This is a genomic window from Microbacterium sp. PRC9, assembly GCF_031844125.1.
Taxonomy (GTDB): domain Bacteria; phylum Actinomycetota; class Actinomycetes; order Actinomycetales; family Microbacteriaceae; genus Microbacterium.
The window spans coordinates 151,880-168,839 of record NZ_JAUZUR010000005.1 but is presented as its reverse complement, the minus strand read 5'-3'; the positions used below and the strand labels follow the sequence as shown (position 1 = coordinate 168,839).

The 16,960-nt window shown below is 70.5% G+C and carries 11 protein-coding genes; 7 read left to right on the top strand and 4 right to left on the bottom strand.

Annotation, left to right across the window (positions count from 1 at the left end; genetic code table 11):
- Window positions 1-12 precede the first annotated feature (12 nt).
- The 3 genes from Q9R33_RS12475 to Q9R33_RS12465 all read right to left on the bottom strand — a co-directional run bounded on the left by Q9R33_RS12475 (window position 13) and on the right by Q9R33_RS12465 (window position 6,875).
- Window positions 13-2,211 carry a beta-galactosidase gene (locus Q9R33_RS12475; RefSeq protein WP_311293971.1) on the bottom strand — a complete coding sequence of 733 codons (2,199 nt, stop codon included), beginning with the start codon at window positions 2,209-2,211 and terminating at the stop codon, window positions 13-15.
- 163 nt (window positions 2,212-2,374) lie between these two features.
- Window positions 2,375-3,907 (bottom strand): alpha-N-arabinofuranosidase, encoded by a 1,533-nt coding sequence (locus Q9R33_RS12470; protein WP_311293970.1) that lies wholly within the window; start codon window positions 3,905-3,907, stop codon window positions 2,375-2,377.
- Between the two features lie 61 nt (window positions 3,908-3,968).
- Window positions 3,969-6,875 (bottom strand): glycoside hydrolase family 2 TIM barrel-domain containing protein, encoded by a 2,907-nt coding sequence (locus Q9R33_RS12465; protein ID WP_311293969.1) that lies wholly within the window; start codon window positions 6,873-6,875, stop codon window positions 3,969-3,971.
- Between the two features lie 242 nt (window positions 6,876-7,117).
- On the opposite strand from Q9R33_RS12465, the gene Q9R33_RS12460 reads away from it, so the two are divergent.
- Genes Q9R33_RS12460 through iolG form a run of 7 tightly spaced genes read left to right on the top strand, consistent with a single transcriptional unit; the run spans window position 7,118 to window position 14,819 of the window.
- Window positions 7,118-8,395: an ABC transporter substrate-binding protein gene (locus tag Q9R33_RS12460; protein WP_082497184.1), complete on the top strand. Its 1,278-nt coding sequence runs from the start codon at window positions 7,118-7,120 to the stop codon at window positions 8,393-8,395.
- Between the two features lie 2 nt (window positions 8,396-8,397).
- Window positions 8,398-9,363: a carbohydrate ABC transporter permease gene (locus Q9R33_RS12455; protein WP_056371687.1), complete on the top strand. Its 966-nt coding sequence runs from the start codon at window positions 8,398-8,400 to the stop codon at window positions 9,361-9,363.
- Window positions 9,360-10,220: a carbohydrate ABC transporter permease gene (locus Q9R33_RS12450; RefSeq protein ID WP_056371685.1), complete on the top strand. Its 861-nt coding sequence runs from the start codon at window positions 9,360-9,362 to the stop codon at window positions 10,218-10,220. Before Q9R33_RS12455 ends, Q9R33_RS12450 begins: the two co-directional genes overlap by 4 nt.
- 3 nt (window positions 10,221-10,223) lie before the next feature.
- Complete coding sequence (locus Q9R33_RS12445; protein WP_311293968.1) at window positions 10,224-11,918, top strand: hypothetical protein; 1,695 nt, start codon at window positions 10,224-10,226, stop codon at window positions 11,916-11,918.
- Entirely contained in the window at window positions 11,915-12,811 is an 897-nt protein-coding gene (locus tag Q9R33_RS12440) for a deoxyribose-phosphate aldolase (RefSeq protein ID WP_311293967.1), read from the top strand. Before Q9R33_RS12445 ends, Q9R33_RS12440 begins: the two co-directional genes overlap by 4 nt.
- Window positions 12,812-12,850: 39 nt before the next feature.
- Window positions 12,851-13,768, top strand: a complete 918-nt coding sequence (locus Q9R33_RS12435; RefSeq protein ID WP_311293966.1) for a sugar phosphate isomerase/epimerase — start codon at window positions 12,851-12,853, stop codon at window positions 13,766-13,768.
- Between the two features lie 40 nt (window positions 13,769-13,808).
- Window positions 13,809-14,819, top strand: a complete 1,011-nt coding sequence (gene iolG, locus Q9R33_RS12430; protein ID WP_311293965.1) for an inositol 2-dehydrogenase — start codon at window positions 13,809-13,811, stop codon at window positions 14,817-14,819.
- Window positions 14,820-14,836: 17 nt separating this feature from the next.
- On the opposite strand, the gene Q9R33_RS12425 is transcribed toward iolG, so the two are convergent.
- Window positions 14,837-16,897 carry a beta-galactosidase gene (locus Q9R33_RS12425; protein WP_311293964.1) on the bottom strand — a complete coding sequence of 687 codons (2,061 nt, stop codon included), beginning with the start codon at window positions 16,895-16,897 and terminating at the stop codon, window positions 14,837-14,839.
- Between the last annotated feature and the right edge of the window lie 63 nt (window positions 16,898-16,960).

Here is a 16,960-nt window from a genome sequence, read left to right as displayed (position 1 = left end):
TTGTCGTGGCGCTCAGCGGATCTCGCACCAGAGAGCGCGCTGGTCGATGCGGGCATCGGCGAGCTCGCACAGCCCGTCGGTCGACGCCGCGAGGCGGGCGGCGGCGTCCGCCGGCAGATGCACGCCGGTGTCGCGGCGCAGGGGAAGGATGTGCAGCTCGACGTGGGCGTCGGGGCCGGCGCCGATGTCGCGGAGGTTCGCGACGAGCTCGGAGCCGTCCCAGAACCGGTCGGTCGCGGTCGCGCCGTCGACGCGCAGCTGCGCGATGTCGCCCGCCCAACGCACGCGGAGCACGGCGTCGGCATCGAGGCCCTCGGGAATCTGGAGCCGGTACACCGCCGCGTGGGCGTCGAGCACGGTGTCGTCGGGCGCGGCCTGCCGGCCGTCGCGCGCGCCGTACTCCCCGGACGGCGAGGTCGCCTCTCGGAGGAGACGGACCGCGACAGTGGCTGTGACCGGCGCCCCGTCCAGATGCTCCCGGTCCGGCGCGTGCCAGGACCCGCCCACGTACTCCCGTACGTCGGGAGCGTCACCGCTCGTGCGCACCCGCACGCGGCCTGCGGCGTCCCACGTGAGCTCGTCCGATGAGACCAAGAGGCGTCGCCCGCCCGTCGCCGCGTCGACGACCCACACCCGCGGGGCCTCCGCGGCGGGGAGCACGAGCACGTCGAGCGCGGGGCCGTCGGCCCCTTCGATCCGCAACGGCGCGGCACCCGGCGTGGCGGCGTGGGCGAAGCCGCCGTGAGCGACTTCCACGGGGATGCCGGCGTCCTCGATCAGGACGAGCGTCGGCGGGGTGCCCGCCGACTCCGGCAGCACGGTGACCGCGGACGCCGTGGCCCAGTCGATCGTGACGCCGCCGACCTCGAGACCGAGCGGCCAGCGCGCGAGGGTGCCGGGCGGGATGTCGACCTGCGCACTCGGCAGCTCGATCGTGCCGTGGCTCGTGTCGACGCTGAGGCGCGCGCCGCGATACGCCGGCAGCGGCACGTGCGGCTGGTGCCGGCCGATGAAGACGAACCCCGAGCCGTCGTCGGCACGCACGGCCCAGCGAAGGGTCTCGGCGTCGTCGACGCCCGCCGGTCGCACCTCGGGAAGGTACGACGCCATCGGCGCGAGCCGCTCGCCGAACGCCTCGACGAACGCGTGCTGCAGGCGCAGCGCCGCATGGCTCGGCGCCGTGCGGCCGGACTCGCCGATCGGCGCGTGGAAGTCGTAGCTCAGCCGCGTCATGTCGTTGGGGTAGCCCGTGGCCTGCGTCTCCTCGAGACCCGGCCCGGGGTTCGTGCCCCCGGCGTACATGTAGTAGCCCTGCCACGCCGAGCCGCTGCCGAGCTTGGCGTGCGCGACGGCGGCGATGTCGAGCGCGTCCAGGCGCGGTCGGCGGTGGTAGGCCGTGGCCATGCCCCCGCCGAGTTCGCACGTGGCGGCGGGGAACCACGGCGACAGCTCGGCGCGGTGGCCGGCCTCCTCGCCGCGCACGTCTGCGCCGATGCCGGGATCGTCCCAGGTGTCGGAGAAGAAGTAGTGCGCGCGGAACGTCGGGTCCCACGGCTCGCCGGGGTCGACCCAGAAGCCGTCGCCGTACCCGCCCCACAGCGGAAGGACCTCGGGGTCGGGCAGATCCGCGCCGCCCCACGCCGTCGCGGTCCACAGCGGCGCCGACAACCCTGCCTCGCGGGCCAGCCGCTTGAGGGTGACGAGGTGGCCGGGCTGGTCGTACAGCTCGTTGTCGAGCTGGATCCCGAGCACCGTGTCGGGCGTGCAGCGGCCGTCGAGCGCGGCCGCGAGCCGGCCGAACCACTCCCCAACCAGCTCGAGATACGCGGGGTCGTCGGTGCGATGCTGCACGGGCAGCTGCTGCACCCAGTCGGGGAAGCCGCCGTTGCGCATCTCGCCGTGCGCCCACGGCCCGATCCGCAGGATGATCTCGAGGCCCTCGGCGCGCACGGCGTCGACGAAAGCCGCGACGTCGTAGCGCCCGTCGAAGCGGGTCTGACCGCGCTCCGGCTCGTGGTGCAGCCAGAACACGTAGGTCGACACGACCGAGATGCCGCCGGCTCGCATCAGCCGCAGCCGCTCAGTCCATCGCTCGCGCGGCACGCGCGTGTAGTGCAGCTCGCCCGACACCGGCAGCCACGGCCGGCCGTCACGCAGCAGCCCGCGGCTGGTGAGAGAGAGTCCGGGGCGCACGTCCTCCGTGTTGGCCATGGCAGGGAGCAGCGTTTCGCGGGGCTCTCCCGTGGCGTCGGCTCGCAGCATCCGCGTGTCCGTTCAGTGGGTCAGGTCAGGGAAGGAGGGGATGCGAGGAGCGGAGGAGAGAATGCCGGCCGAGGATCCTCCGCCGGTCACATCTCCTCCGCCCGTCGCGGTTTCAGGCGAGCCGGATCGCCGTCCACGACACGGCCGGCAGTGCCAGCGACAGCAGTTCGCCGTCGACGGATGCCTCGGCCTCGCGCACACCGACACGCTCGGGGTCTTCGAGCGTGTTGGCCGCGTACAGGTCGTCGTCGTGCAGGAGGTGCGACTCGACGACCGCGACCTCGCGGCCGAGAGAGCGCACCAGCGGAGCGAGGTCGACGCGGAGGTCCGCGGCATCCGTCGTCGAACGGTTCACGACGAACAGCGACACGCCCTCGTCGTCGATGGTCGCGACGGCGTTCACGGTCTCGACCTCGCCGAGCTTCTCGCTCGTGAAGGTGCCCGCCGACACCGGCACGCGCACAGCGCGGCCGTGGGCGAGGCGCGACGTGATCGAGAAGGGGAAGAACGTGGTCTGTCGCCACGCGGGGCCGCCGGGCTCGGTCATGATCGGCGCGATCACGTTGACGAGCTGCGCGAGCGACGCCGAGCGCACGCGGTCGGCGTGCTGCAGCAGCGTGATCATGAGGTCGCCGAAGACCACCGCGTCGAGGGCGTGGTACTTGTCTTCGAGCAGTCGCGGCGCGACCGGCCAGGCGCCGCCCTTGAACTCGTGGCCCGACTCGCTGCCGTCGGCGTTGTGGAGGTACCAGACGTTCCACTCGTCGAACGAGATCATGATGCGCTTGTCGCTCTTCTTGGTCGCCGCGACCGTGTCGGCGATCGCTGCGACCGACTCGATGAAGCGCGCCATGTCGACGCCCGACGCGAGGAACTCCTGCGCGTCCCCGTCGTGCTCCTGGTAGTACGAGTGGCACGAGATGAACTCGACGTCGTCGAAGGTGTGCTCGAGCACGGTGCGCTCCCACGAGCCGAACGTCGGCATGCCGCGACCCGACGACCCGCAGGCCACGAGCTCGACACCCGGGTCGATCATCCGCATGGCCTTCGCGGTGCGCGACGCGAGCTTGCCGTAGTCCTCCGCATTGAGGTGCCCGACCTGCCACGGGCCGTCCATCTCGTTGCCGAGGCACCACATCTTCACGCCGAACGGCGTCTCGCGGCCGTTCTCGGCCCGCTGGTCGGTCCAGGCGGTCTGCGTGTCGGCGTTGGCGTACTCGAGCAGGTCGAGCGCCTCCTGCGTCCCGCGGGTGCCGAGGTTGACGGCGAGCATGAGCTCGCTCCCGACGCGGTCGAGCCACGTCTGGAACTCGTGCAGCCCGACCTCGTTGGTCTCGGTCGAGTGCCACGCGAGGTCCAGGCGGCGCGGGCGCTCGGCGACCGGGCCGACGCCGTCCTCCCAGCGGTAGCCCGACACGAAGTTGCCGCCGGGGTAGCGGATGGTCGAGACGCCCAGCTCCTTCACGAGCTCGATGACGTCGGTGCGGAAGCCGTCGGCGTCGGCGGACGGGTGCCCCGGCTCGAAGATGCCGTCGTAGATGTGGCGGCCGAGGTGCTCGACGAAGCCGCCGAACAGGCGGCGGTCGATGTCGGCGATCTCGTAGTGCGGGTCGAGCCGCGCGGTGGCGTCGGTCGAAGAGGTCATGGATGCTCCTTCATCGGATCGGTCGGGGCCCGGCGTGCGACAGCGCCGCCGGTGGCGCGGATCAGCCGAGCGTGGGCTCGTGCCGCAGGATCAGCGAGATGGCCGCCGGCTGTGCGTGCAGCCGGTGCCGCGGCAGCACGCCCGGCCCGCACGTCGCGGTGCCGACGCCCGACTGGGCGAGATCGATCGACACGAACGTGCGTCCTTCGGGGGTCAGCTCCCAGTTGTGCGCGGCGGCGGCGAGGGACTGCCGGCTGTGCTGCGAAACCGTGAGCGCGAACGGGTGGTCGAGGGTCGACACGTGGAGCGCGCCGCCTTCCGTGACGATTCTGGCATCTCGGACCCCGGTTCGGGAACCGCTTTCCTGAGGTTTCACGTTGTCGACCGTGAGGTCGTGGGGGCCGAGGTGCCACCAGCCGAACCGGGCGCCCGAGCGGAGGTCGGGGTAGCTGTGCATCGGCCCGTAGCCGGCGACGTCCGCGCCGAGGGGCTCGCCCTCGAGCACCAGGTCCAGACCGAGCCGTGCCCACTCGGTCGTCCAGGTCGCGTTGGGCTCGAGCTCGACGTCGAGGCGCACGGCCCCGTCACCGACCGCGCTCCATCGCAGGGTGGCGTCGATCGCGCTGTCGAGGATGGGCGTGCCGGTCCGGGTGCGCACGACGACCCCGTCCGGGCCGTGGCGCAGGTCGACGAGGCGCGTCACCATGCGGTCGATGCCCGCGGCGCGCCAGCGCTCGGCATAGGGCGGCAGGTCGAGCTCGTCGTTGCCGAGATCGCGGTCGTTGTCTGTCGGTGCTCGCCACACTCCTACCGTCGGGCCTGTGATCTCCAGGTCGCCCAGGCGCACGAGCCCGCCGGTCACCCTGTCGAAGTGCGCCGCGCCGACGCGGTCCTCGGTCACCTCGGCGACGATGCCGGGCGGCACGACAGGGCGGCCGTCGCGCACCTGCTGACCGCTCGCGAGCACGTGACCCGCGCCGGCCCACGGCGTGGCCACCGTCGTGAGCGCTTCGACGGTGAGCACGTCGGCGACCTCGGCCGAGGCCGGCGTCCGTGCCTCGTCGGGCAGTTCGAGGGTGGCGACTTCGCGGGGGCCGCACGGCGGGACGGCGAGCGTGCCGGACGCGGTCCCCTGACCGTCGACGACGCGCGACCACCGCAGTTCGACGTGCCCGAGGTCGAGGAAGTCGTACCGGTTGGCGATGCGGACCGTCGTGCGCGCGCCGCCGACGTCGATGACCACCGGCGCGATCACGGCCGCGTAGTGGAGCAGGCCGGGGCGCGGGTTGCGGTCGGCATCCACGAGGCCGTCGATCACGAAGTTGCCGTCGTGCACGGCCTCGCCGAAGTCGCCGCCATAGAGGATGCGACTGCTGCCGTCCGGCCCGTCGACCGCGATGCCGTGCTCGATCCACTCCCACACGAACCCGCCGGCGTGCCGCGGGTAGGCCTCGAACAGGTCCCAGTACTCCTGCAGGCCGCCCGGACCGGTACCCATCGCGTGCGCGAACTCGCACTGCAGGAACGGCAGGGTCAGGCGGTGCGCCTGGGCCGGGGTGGCGTCGAAGGGAGCGGGCCGGAGCGTCTCCTCGCCGATCTCGCGTACCTCGTCGTGCGGCGCGTACATGCGCGAGTACACATCGACGTAGCGGCTCTCCCCGTCGCCCTCGTAGTGGATGAGGCGGCTCGGATCGGCGGACCTCGTCCACCGGGCCATCGCCTCGAGGTTCGGACCCACGTGCGATTCGTTGCCGAGCGACCACATGATGACGCTCGTATGGTTCTTGTCGCGGTGCACGGTGCGCTGTATGCGATCGAGGAAGGCGTCCCGCCACGCCGGGTCGGCGCTCGGGTTGCCGCGCCAGCCGACGTGCTCGAAGCCATGGGTCTCGAGGTCGCACTCGTCGATGACCCAGAACCCCAGCTCGTCGAAGAGGTCGAGCACATCCGGGTGCGGGGGATAGTGCGACGTCCGGACCGCGTTGATGTGGTGGCGCTTCATCAAGAGCAGCTCGTCGCGCGCGACCGTGGCGTCGAAGACGCGGCCATGCCGTGGGCGGTGCTCGTGACGGTTGACGCCGCGGAGCATGATCGGCTCGCCGTTCACGAGCAGGCGCGCATCGCGCACCTCGACCCGGCGGAAGCCGACCTTCAGTGAGACGGTCTCGGTCTCGGTGCGGACCTCGACGTCGTACAGGCGCGGTCGCTCCGCGTTCCAGGGCTCGACTCCGCCGAGCCGGATGGAGCCGTCGAGGGGGACGTCCACACCGAGCTCCTCGATCACGAGGCGGGCGCCGCCGCCTCCGTCGACCTCCGCCGCGACCTCGAGAATCCCTTCCGCTGCCTGATCGTCCCAGTCGGCGCGCACGAACAGGTCGTGGACGCCGCCGTCGGGGCGCGCGAGGAGGGTGACGCTGCGGAAGATCCCCGGGAGCCACCACATGTCCTGGTTCTCGAGGTATGTCGCGTCGCTGAACTGCGCCACCCGCACGGCCAGGCGGTTGACGCCCGCCACGAGCATGTCCGACACATCGAACTCGTGGGTGAGGCGGCTCCCGCGGGTCGTCCCGACGAGGGTGTCGTTCAGCCAGATCTCCGCCGCCGACTCGATGCCGTCGAAACGCAGCAGACGCCGCCCGTGAGCGAGCACACCCGTGTCCGCGGTGAAGTCGAGGCGGTAGTCGCCGATCGGGTTCGCATCCGGCGGGAACGGCGGATCGACCGGGAACGGCATCTGCACGTTGGAGTACGCGGGAGAACCGTGCCCCTGGAGATTCCAGTGCCCGGGTACGTCGATGGTGCTCCATGAGGCCGTGTCGGCGTCGCTCCAGTCCGCGGGCGCGCTGCGCAGCGAGGGGGAGACCCGGAATCGCCAGCGCCCGTCGAGCGACTGCTGCGGAGCATCCGAACGCAGACGCGCGCGCGGAGCGATGGTGCCGGAACCGGGGCGGGTGGTGGCGATCTCCATGGATTCCTCGTCGATGAGTGGTGAAGACAGGCAACAGGCGCCCGCGCGGAAGGCGCTTTCCGACTCGCTGAGGCGAACCTGGGAAGACGCTTGCCCGATGGCGTACTTTGCATTAATGTCCTAACATCGTATCAGCGATCGACTCCGCCCCACGGTTCCGGAGCCGCACACAGGACGCGAAATCCCGCGCCCGATCGACAACGATGTTGGCCCCTGGTTCCCCGGGGCGAAAGGGAAATCCAATGAAGCATTCAATCCCAGCCCGCATGCGGGTGACTCTCGCCTTCGCCGCCGCGGCCGTCACCGCTGTCGCCCTCACCGGGTGCAGCGGCTCGGGCGACGCCGGCCCGTCGGACGAGCCCATCCAGTTCTTCCTCTCGGGCGACGCCAACCAGGGCGGCGGCTACGCGCACATGGCCGAGAAGTACGAGGAGGAGACGGGCGTCAAGGTCGAGATCGTCGACATCGCGAACGACGACCTCGCCACGAAGCTCCGCAACGCGGCCCAGGCGAACGACCTCCCCGCGATCGCCCGCGTCGGCGCTGTCGACCCGGTGTGGCGCAGCGAGGCCACCGACCTCTCCGACATCACCGACGGCAGCGAGATCCGCACCGAGCTGTCCGACAAGGACGACGACGGCAACGTCATCTCCCTCCCGTCCGACATCACCGCGGTCGGCATGTTCATCAACAAGACGCTGTTCGACGAGGCGGGGGTCGCGTACCCCACCAGCGAGGACGACATCTGGACGTGGGACGAGTACGTCGCCGCCGTCAAGCAGGTGCAGACCGCGACGGGCACCAGCTACGGCATGGTGATGGACAAGTCCTCGCACCGCCTGAAGGCGTTCCTGTACGAGTTCGGCTCGGACTACTTCCAGCCCGACAAGTCGGGTGAGTTCAGCACCAACGACCAGACCAAGGTCGCGCTCGAGTACTTCAACTCCCTGAACGACGACTCGTTCATGCCGCGCTCGGTGTGGCTGTCGGACGCCGACGGCAACGCGCTCTTCAAGAGCGGCGACGTCGTCTCGTACCTGTCGGGGTCGTGGCAGATCGCCGACTTCGCCGTGAACATCGCCGACTTCGAGTGGGCCTCGGTGTACATGCCGCAGGACGAGGAGCGCGCGACGAACTACGGCAACGCCGCATCCGTCGTCGTCTTCGACGGTCCGCAGCAGAAGGCCGCGCACGACTTCATCAAGTGGCTGTACGAGCCCGAGAACTACACCGAGCTCTCGGAGACCTCGTCGTTCATCCCCGCGATCGACGGGCTGGACATCACCTACGCGTCGCACGCTGAGGCGTTCGACATCTACAACCAGGACATCGCGGCGTCGCCGGCCATCGTGGGCGACATCAAGGCGATGGAGCTGCAGTACGGCGCGCAGAACGTGACGACCGACGGCGACCCGGTGCGCGACGAGACGGTCAAGTACCTGAACGGCGAGCAGGACGTCGACACCACGATCAAGAACATCAACGCCCTGTTCACCGACCAGCTGGGTCCGCTGGAGTGACCATGTCCACCACCAAGTCCGTCGATGGTCGCAGCGCGGAGACGTCTGCGGTCATCACCCTGGAGCGGCGCGCGAAGCGCGCGCGCCGCTCCCGGCGGAGCTCGACGAGGTTCGTCCTGGCGCCGCTGTCGTTCATCGCGGTCGCGGTGGTGCTCTTCGGGCTCTTCTTCCTCTGGCCGGGCGCGCTCGGGCTCTGGTACTCGTTCACCGACTACAGCGGTGTCGGCACCCCTGACTTCATCGGGGCCGAGAACTACATCGAGCTCGCCCAGGACCCGGTGTTCTACTCGGTGCTCGGCCGCACCTTCCTCTATACGATCCTGTCGGTGCCGCTGCACTTCGCCGCGGCGCTCGGCATCGCGATGCTGCTGACGAGCTCGCTCGCCAAGGGCAAGTCGGCGGCCCGGATCATCTTCTTCCTGCCGTGGCTCATCTCGCCGATCGTCGCCGGTGTGATCTGGAAGTGGCTCTTCGGCGAGAACTTCGGCCTCGTGAACTACCTCATCGAGCTGATGGGCGGCAACGGCCTGCAGTGGGAGACGGACCCCAACCTCGCGCTGGTGCTCATCCTGATCGTGAGCACGTGGGGCGGAACGGCGTTCAACATGCTGCTGTTCATCGCCGCGATCCGCAACATCCCGCAGTCCTATCTCGAAGCCGCTCAGCTGGACGGCGCGAACGGATGGCAGCGCTTCCGCCGCATCATCCTGCCGCTGCTGCGTCCGACCTCGTTCATGGTGATCCTCCTCACCACGATCGGGTCGATGAAGGAGTTCGCGATGGTGCAGGCGCTCAACGGCGGTGGGCCCGGCACGTCGAACATGTTCATCGTGCAGTACATCTACCGCACCGGCTTCGAGCGTGCCGACGTCGGCTACGCCAGTGCCGCGTCCATGGTCCTCATGGTGATCCTCATCATCATCGCGCTCATCCAGATGCGCTTCGACAAGAGGAACGATCTCGCATGACAACTCTTCGATCCGCGAAGCGCTCGCGCCCTCGTGCCTCCCGGCCGCTGCGCTCCCTTCCGAGCACGCTGCTGCTGTGGATCCTCGCCCTCGGATTCCTGATCCCGGTCGCGTGGTTCATCCTCAGCTCGTTCAAGCCCGGCTCTGAGCTCTTCAGCCTTCCGCTGACGCTCTTCCCGAAGGACTGGACGGTCAGCGGCTACTCGACCGCCTGGAACCGCTTCAACTTCGCGCAGTACTTCCTGAACACGTCGATCGTGGCGATCGTCACGACCGCACTGACGGTCTTCGTCAGCGCGCTGACCGGCTACGCGTTCGCCAAGTACAAGGCGTGGTGGCTGAAGGCCTTCTTCATCTGCATCCTCGCCACGACGATGCTGCCGACCGAGGTCATCATGCCGAGCTCGTTCGCGGTGGTCCGCGACCTCGGCATGTACAACACCCTCGCGGGCATCATCGTGCCGTCGATCGTCACCGCGACCGGCATCTTCATGTTCCGTCAGTACTTCAAGACGGTCCCGGACGAACTGCTCGAGGCCGCGCGCATCGACGGTGTCTCGGAGTTCGGCGCGTTCTGGCGCATCATGCTGCCGCTCGCGAAGCCCATCGCTGTCGTGCTGGCCATCTTCTCGTTCCAGTGGCGCTGGAACGACTACATCTGGCCGCTCATCGTGCTGCGCGACCCCGACCGCTACACGCTGCAGGTGGCGCTGCGGTCGATCGTCGGCGCCGACAACGTGGACTGGTCGGTGCTGCTCGCTGCCTCCGTGATCTCGCTCGTCCCGATGGTGATCCTGTTCGCCGTCTTCCAGCGCCAGATCATGAACGCCGACATCAACTCGGGGCTGAAGGACTGACCCGTGTCGGACTCCGAATTCGAGACGGCGCTCCAGGCGGCCGTCGCCGACGAGGTGCGCCGCGCGCTGGAGGCGACCCTCGGGCCTCACGAGCGGCACCGGCACCTCATGGATCGCGCGCGGCTGTTCGTCGCCGCATACGTGTGGCCGCGCTCCGCGCACGCCGGCGACCCGGAGCTGATCGCCGCCGCGCGTGAGAGCGTCCGGGCGCTCCGCGCGCTGCAGGGGCCGGGCGGGCTGTTCGTCGGGGGCGACAACGTCGACTCGCCGCCGGACTCCTCCTTCACGGTCAACGATCTGTGCGACGCGCTCGAGCTCATCGTGCGGGCGCCGGCCGATGAGCGGGCGGCGCTGGCCGACCTCGAGGACGAGCTGACGGCGATCGCTGACGCGATCGAGCCCGCGCTCCTCGTGGGCGGCGTCCACACGCCCAACCACCGCTGGGAGATCTCGGCGGCCCTCGCCCGTCTGCACCGGCGGCGCCCGTCGCCTGCGCTGCGCGATCGCGCGGAGCAGTGGCTCGCAGAGGGGATCGACATCACGCCCGACGGTGTCTACTCGGAGCGCAGCGCCAACTACGCGGCCTACGTGTCGAACCCGTCGCTGACGGTGATCGCCGACGTGTTCGATCGCGCGGACGCGCGGGAGGCCGTCATCCGCAATCTCGAGAGCACGCTGGGGCTCATCCACCCCGACGATTCGGTCGAGACCGTGCACTCGCGACGCCAGGACCAGCTGAATCGGTTCCCCCTCGCGCCGTACCTCGTGGCCTACCGCCGCGCCGCGATCGATCTCGACCGTGGCGATTTCGCCTGGGCGGCCGGGCGCGCGCTGGAGGGCGGCATCCCTCATCCCTCCGCGGTGCTGACCGAGCTGCTGCTCGCGCCCCGCATCGGGGAGGAGCTTCCGGATGCTGCGCCCCCGGTGCCGCAGCGCGCATGGGAGCAGTCCGGGCTCGTGGTCGACGCCACGGCCCACCGGCGCCTGGTGGTCTTCGGCGGCAGCGACTACGCGCGGTTCCGCCGCGTGCGGTCGGGACTGTCGGCGAACCCGACCTTCCTTCGGATGTTCGCGGGCGACGTCGTGCTCGAGTCGGTGCGGCTGTCGCGCGACTTCTTCGGTCTCGGTCCGTTCCGCGCGGACCGGTTCACACCGCGATCCGGCGAGCGCGCGCCGGGCTACCGGCTCGCAGAGACCGTCTCGGCCCACTACTACCAGCCGCTCGACGCCGACCGTCGGTCGCCGTCGGGGGAGTACGCCCTCACGGACGACGGCCGGTTCTACGGCTCGATGTCGTTCGGCGACCGCGCCACCGATGACGTGAGCCTGCACACCGTCATCGACGTCGAGCCCACGGTCGACGGCGCCGTCGTATCGATCGCGATCGACGGTCCTGACAGCCCGTGGGCGCTCGAGCTCGCGTTCCGCGACGGGGGAGTGTTCGAGGGTGTGACCGAGCGTGAGGACGGCACCGCGGTGCTGGACTCCGGTGCCGGCCGCTACCGTGTGGGTTCCACCGCGATCGCGTTCGACGCCGGCGACGACTACCGCGCCGACGGCGCCGGTCGGTACCACCCCGGCGAGGACTATGCGTTCCTCGGGGCCAGCGACGCCGCAGCGGGACGCCGCGTCTACCTGACCGGACGCGCCCCGGGCCGGCTCGTCCTCACATTGCACGCGGAAGGGGCCGGCGAATGAGCGCCGTCATCGACGCCGTCGGCTTCGACACGCTGCGCACGCTCCGCGCCGAGCGCCCCGACGCCGTGCGGGAGGCGCTGTCGAACCGTGTGCGGCGCGATGTCGTCCGCGGAGACGGCCGGCTGTTCATCGTCGCGGCCGACCACCCCGCGCGCGGCGCGCTGGCGGTGGGCGACCGCGACGACGCGATGGCGAGCAGGTACCTGCTGCTGGAGCGCCTGGCGGTGGCACTGAGCCACCCCGGCGTCGACGGCGTCCTCGGGACGCCCGACATCATCGACGACCTCGCGATGCTCGGCCTCCTCGACGACAAGGTCGTCGTGGGCTCGATGAACCGCGGCGGGCTGCGCGGCTCGGCGTTCGAGATGGACGACCGCTTCACCGGCTACGACGTGCCGTCTATGGTGCGCTCGGGGATCGACTTCGCGAAGGTGCTGCTGCGGGTGAACCTCGCCGACACCGGCACGGCGTCGACGCTCGAGGCGACCGCGCACGCGGTGACCGCGGCGGCCGAGGCGCGGATGCCGATCATGGTCGAGCCGTTCATGAGCCGCTGGGTCGACGGCCGCATCGTCAACGACCTCGCGCCCGACGCCGTGGTGCTGTCGCTCGCGATCGCCGCGGGTCTCGGGGTCAGCAGCGCCTACACATGGATGAAGCTGCCCGTGGTGCCCGACATGGCGCGGGTGATGGAGGCGACGACCCTCCCCACCCTCCTGCTCGGCGGCGACTCGGGCGCCGGCCCCGACGAGACCTTCTCCTCGTGGGAGGATGCTCTCGCCCTTCCGGGCGTGCGCGGTCTGACCGCCGGACGAGCGCTGCTGTACCCGCCGGACGGCGATGTCGCCGGCGCCGTCGACGCGGCGGCCCGCCTCGTCCACACCGATCTCTGACCCGAAGGGGGACTGCGTGAGCATTGCCGGAGAGACCCGATGAAGGCCACCGTCGCGGGGGCGCCCGTGAGCTTCGGGGTGTTCGAGATGACCCCTGAGGGTGCGGCCACTGTCGCGGCCGACGACATGCTCGAGGTGCTGGCCGACGCGGGGTACGGCGGGGTCGATCTCGGCCCCGTCGGCTTCCTCGGCCGGGACGCCGACCTCCGCGCTCGACTGGCCCGCTTCGGGCTCGAGCTCGCCGGAGGCTGGGTGCAGCTGCCGTTCTCGGACGACGAGGCGTTCGAGGCCTCCCTCCCGTCGCTGCACGGCGCACTGCGCGTCTTCTCCGACGCGGCGGAGGCGGGACCGAACCGCCTGCCGCTGCCGACGCTGGCCGACGACGGCTCCTTGGCGCGTCGCGCCCGCCCCGGCCGCGGCCAGGACGTCGACCCGCTCACCGCCCCGGCCTGGGAGCGGCTCTTCGCGAACACCCAGCGCGCGGCCGACCTCGTGCGCGCCGCCGGCTTCGAGCCGACCTTCCACCATCACGCCGGCACGTTCGTGGAGTCTCCTGACGAGATCGACCGGTTCCTCGCGCACGTCGACGTCGGCCTCACGCTCGACACCGGGCATCTGCTCATCGCCGACGGCGACCCGCTCGACGCGGTGACCCGCTGGGGTGCCCGCATCAACCACCTGCACCTGAAGGACGTCGATCTCGCCGAGCTGCGGAGGGTGCTGGCGTCCGGCGGTGGGATGACCGAGGTGTGGTCGTCGGGCTCATTCGTGGCCTTCGGGCGCGGCGACCTCGACCTGGTCGGCGTGATGGATGCCGTCGAAGCACGCGGCTTCGACGGGTGGGTGGTCGTCGAGCAGGACGTCCTGAACGCCCCCGACGTGGCGATCGACGCCTTCCGGGCCGCACGCGGCGACGACCAGCGCGTCAACCGCGCCGCCCTGCGCCGCTGGGCCTGACCGGCTCCGTACCGAACCCCTGACGAGAAGGACAACCGCAGTGACACATGCCCCGCTCCGCTTCGGACTGATCGGCACCGGCCGCATCGGCCAGGTGCACGCCGCCAACATCGCCGCGAACCGCGACACGACGCTGTCGTGGGTCGCGGATCCGTTCGTCGACGGCGCGCGGTCCGTGGCCGAGAGCTTCGGCGGCCGGGTCACGGCGGATGCCGACGAGCTGTTCGCCGCCGACGACGTGGATGCGGTGCTCATCGCCTCGCCGACGCCGACGCACGTCGACCTCATCGAGCAGGCCGTGGACCGCGGCATCCCGGTGCTCTGCGAGAAGCCGATCGACCTCGACATCGCCCGGGTGGAGGCTCTGCGCCCGAAGGTCTCCGCAGCCGGCGTTCCCGTGGCGCTCGGCTTCAACCGCCGCTTCGACCCCGCTTTCGTCGAGGTCCGCGCGCGCGTCGCGGCGGGCGAGATCGGGGCTCTGGAGCAGCTGACGATCATCAGCCGCGACCCGTCCGCCCCTCCCGCCGCATACGTCGCCGTGTCGGGCGGAATCTTCCGCGACATGACCATCCACGACTTCGACATGGCCCGCTTCTTCCTGCCCGACATCGTCGAGGTCAGTGCGGTCGGATCCACCACGTTCGACCAGGGCGCGCGCGAGCACGGCGACTTCGACACCGCCGTCGTGACCCTCCGCGCCGCATCGGGCTCGGTCGTCACGATCATCAACTCCCGCCACAGCGCGGTCGGCTACGACCAGCGCCTCGAGGCCTTCGGCGCCCTGGGCACGCTCCAGGTCGCGAACCGTTCGACGAGCCTGGTCAGCCTCTCCACCGCCGAGCGGGTCGAGGCCACCGCGCCCTACGAGGACTTCTTCCTGCAGCGCTACGCCGAGGCCTACGGGGCCGAGCTGAGCGCCTTCGTCGAGCTCGTCCGCGACGGTGCGTCGGCGAGTCCCACATTCGACGACGGCCGGGCGGCACTGCTCCTCGCCGACGCCGCCCAGCGCTCTGCCACCGAGAGGGTCGCCGTCACCGTCAGCCTCGACTGACCGTCACACGCGCGGGATCAATCGACGGATGCCGCGACCGTCGTGTGCACGACCGCGACGCCGGCGGGCTCCAGCGAGAGCGTGTCGCCGACGTCGAGAGTGCGGTCCGTCAGCAGATCGGTCCCCGCGCGGTCGAGCGTCACGGTGCGGACGTCATCGGAGTGGTTCAGCAGGAAGAGGAAGTCGCCGCGATCGTTGCGTCGCTCGGCGATCTCGACGCCGGGCGCGAGCGTGCGCGGCGCGATCCCGGCGCGGCGCAGCGCAGCATCCGTCACCGCCTGCTGGGCGTCCGGGGCGAGCCGGGTGCCGACGTAGAGGACCGCACCCGCGCCGTTCTCGTGCAGGGTGATCGCCGGCTCGCCGGCGAGATACCCGTCGCGGTAGACGGCCAGTGCCCGCGCGCCCTCGAGCACGATGTCGTCCTGCCAGAAATCGGCGCCGGCTGTGAAATCGACGTCGAGCTCGGGGCCGGCGACGCCGTCGACGTGCACGGTCGCTCCATCGGCGAGAGGCGAGAACTCGCGGACGTGCGCGCCGATGAGCGCGCGCAGGCCGCCCGGGTAGCCGTTCTCGATGACCCGGTCGCACTCGTCGACGATGCCGGAGAAGAACGACACCACGGCGACGCCGCCGGCCTCGACGAACCGGGTGAGCGACGCGCGCTGGGTCTCGGTGATGAGGTACTGATTGGGCACCACGACCATGGCGTACGCCGAGAGGTCGTCCGCCAGATCCACGACGTCGACGGCGACGTTCGCGTGCCACAGAGGGCGGTAGTGGTCGACCGCAGCCCTGGCGTAGGAGAAGGCGTTCGAGGGATGCGCGGCCCCCTCGACGGCCCACCAGTTGGGCCAATCGAACGCGACCGCGACCCGTGCGTCGGTGCGTGCGCCGGTGACCGCCGCCACGCGCGGCAGTTCGGAGCCGAGGTCGCGGACCGCCTGCCACGATCGCGTGGCGGTCCCGCCGTGCGGCAGCATCGCCGAGTGGAACTTCTCGTTGCCCTGCCGTGACGCCCGCCACTGGAAGAACATCACCGCGTCCGCGCCCCGAGCCACCGCCTGATAGGAGCCCAGCCGCATCCGGCCGGGTTGCTTCACGAGGTTCGTGCGCCATTGGCTGACCGCGTTCGCGGACTGCTCCAGGAGCAACCAGGGGCGGCCGCCGCGCAGCGACCGCATCAGATCGTACTGGAGGGCGGCCTTCATCAGGCTCTCGGGATCGGCCGGGTCGGGGTAGGCGTCCAGCGACACGACGTCCTCTTCGGCTGCCCACGCCCGGTAGTCGTTCGGATCGACGTACTGCATGAAGTTCGTCGTCACCGGAATGCCCGGCGTGAGCTCGCGCATCACGTCGCGCTCCGCCGTCATGAGCTCCAGCTGCCGATCCGACGAGAAGCGTGCGAAGTCGAGCTCGCGGCTCGTCGTGACCTTCCCTTCGACAGGGCCGGGAACGTGCACCTGTTCCCACGCGCTGTAGCGCTGGCTCCAGAACATCGTGCCCCACGCGTCGTTGAGCGCGTCGAGCCCCCCGTATCGAGCATGCAGCCAGCCGCGGAACCGCTCGTCGCAGAGCTCGCAGTAGCACTTCGCGTAGTACTCGTTGCCGAGGTGCCACATCGCGAGCGCCGGGTGCGTGCCGTAGCGCTCGGCGAGCAGTCGCGCGATGCGCAGACTGCGGTCCCGGTAGACCGGCGACGACGAGCAGTAATGGGCGCGGCTGCCGACGCCGACGCGCGTGCCGTCGAATCGGCGGAGTCGCACTTCGGGGTGATCCTCGACGAGCCACGGGGGCGGTGACGCGTTGGGGGTGGCGAGGTTCACGGCGATGTCGTGCGCCCACAGCACGTCGATCACCTCATCGAGCCATTCGAAGACGAAGACGCCGTCGGCCGGTTCCAGCGCCGACCATGAGAACACGCCGACGCTCACGAGATTCACCCCGGCTGCCTGCATGAGACGTGCGTCATCGTGCCAGATCTCGCGCGGCCACTGCTCGGGGTTGTAGTCCCCGCCGTACGCGATGCCGCCGAGGCGGGCGCGCAGCTGCGACAGGCGTTCGTCGGATGCATCGGACACGGGGGCTCCTCCGGGGTGAGTACACGGATGCCGCGGCACGAGGCACGTGCCGCGGCATCCGTT

Excerpts from the sequence above, each read along its gene's own strand:
- Q9R33_RS12475 (WP_311293971.1), bottom strand. The coding sequence starts at position 2,211 with ATGGCCAACACGGAGGACGTGCGCCCCGGACTCTCTCTCACCAGCCGC.
- Q9R33_RS12470 (WP_311293970.1), bottom strand. The coding sequence starts at position 3,907 with ATGACCTCTTCGACCGACGCCACCGCGCGGCTCGACCCGCACTACGAG.
- Q9R33_RS12465 (WP_311293969.1), bottom strand. The coding sequence starts at position 6,875 with ATGGAGATCGCCACCACCCGCCCCGGTTCCGGCACCATCGCTCCGCGC.
- Q9R33_RS12460 (WP_082497184.1), top strand. The coding sequence starts at position 7,118 with ATGAAGCATTCAATCCCAGCCCGCATGCGGGTGACTCTCGCCTTCGCC.
- Q9R33_RS12455 (WP_056371687.1), top strand. The coding sequence starts at position 8,398 with ATGTCCACCACCAAGTCCGTCGATGGTCGCAGCGCGGAGACGTCTGCG.
- Q9R33_RS12450 (WP_056371685.1), top strand. The coding sequence starts at position 9,360 with ATGACAACTCTTCGATCCGCGAAGCGCTCGCGCCCTCGTGCCTCCCGG.
- Q9R33_RS12440 (WP_311293967.1), top strand. The coding sequence starts at position 11,915 with ATGAGCGCCGTCATCGACGCCGTCGGCTTCGACACGCTGCGCACGCTC.
- Q9R33_RS12435 (WP_311293966.1), top strand. The coding sequence starts at position 12,851 with ATGAAGGCCACCGTCGCGGGGGCGCCCGTGAGCTTCGGGGTGTTCGAG.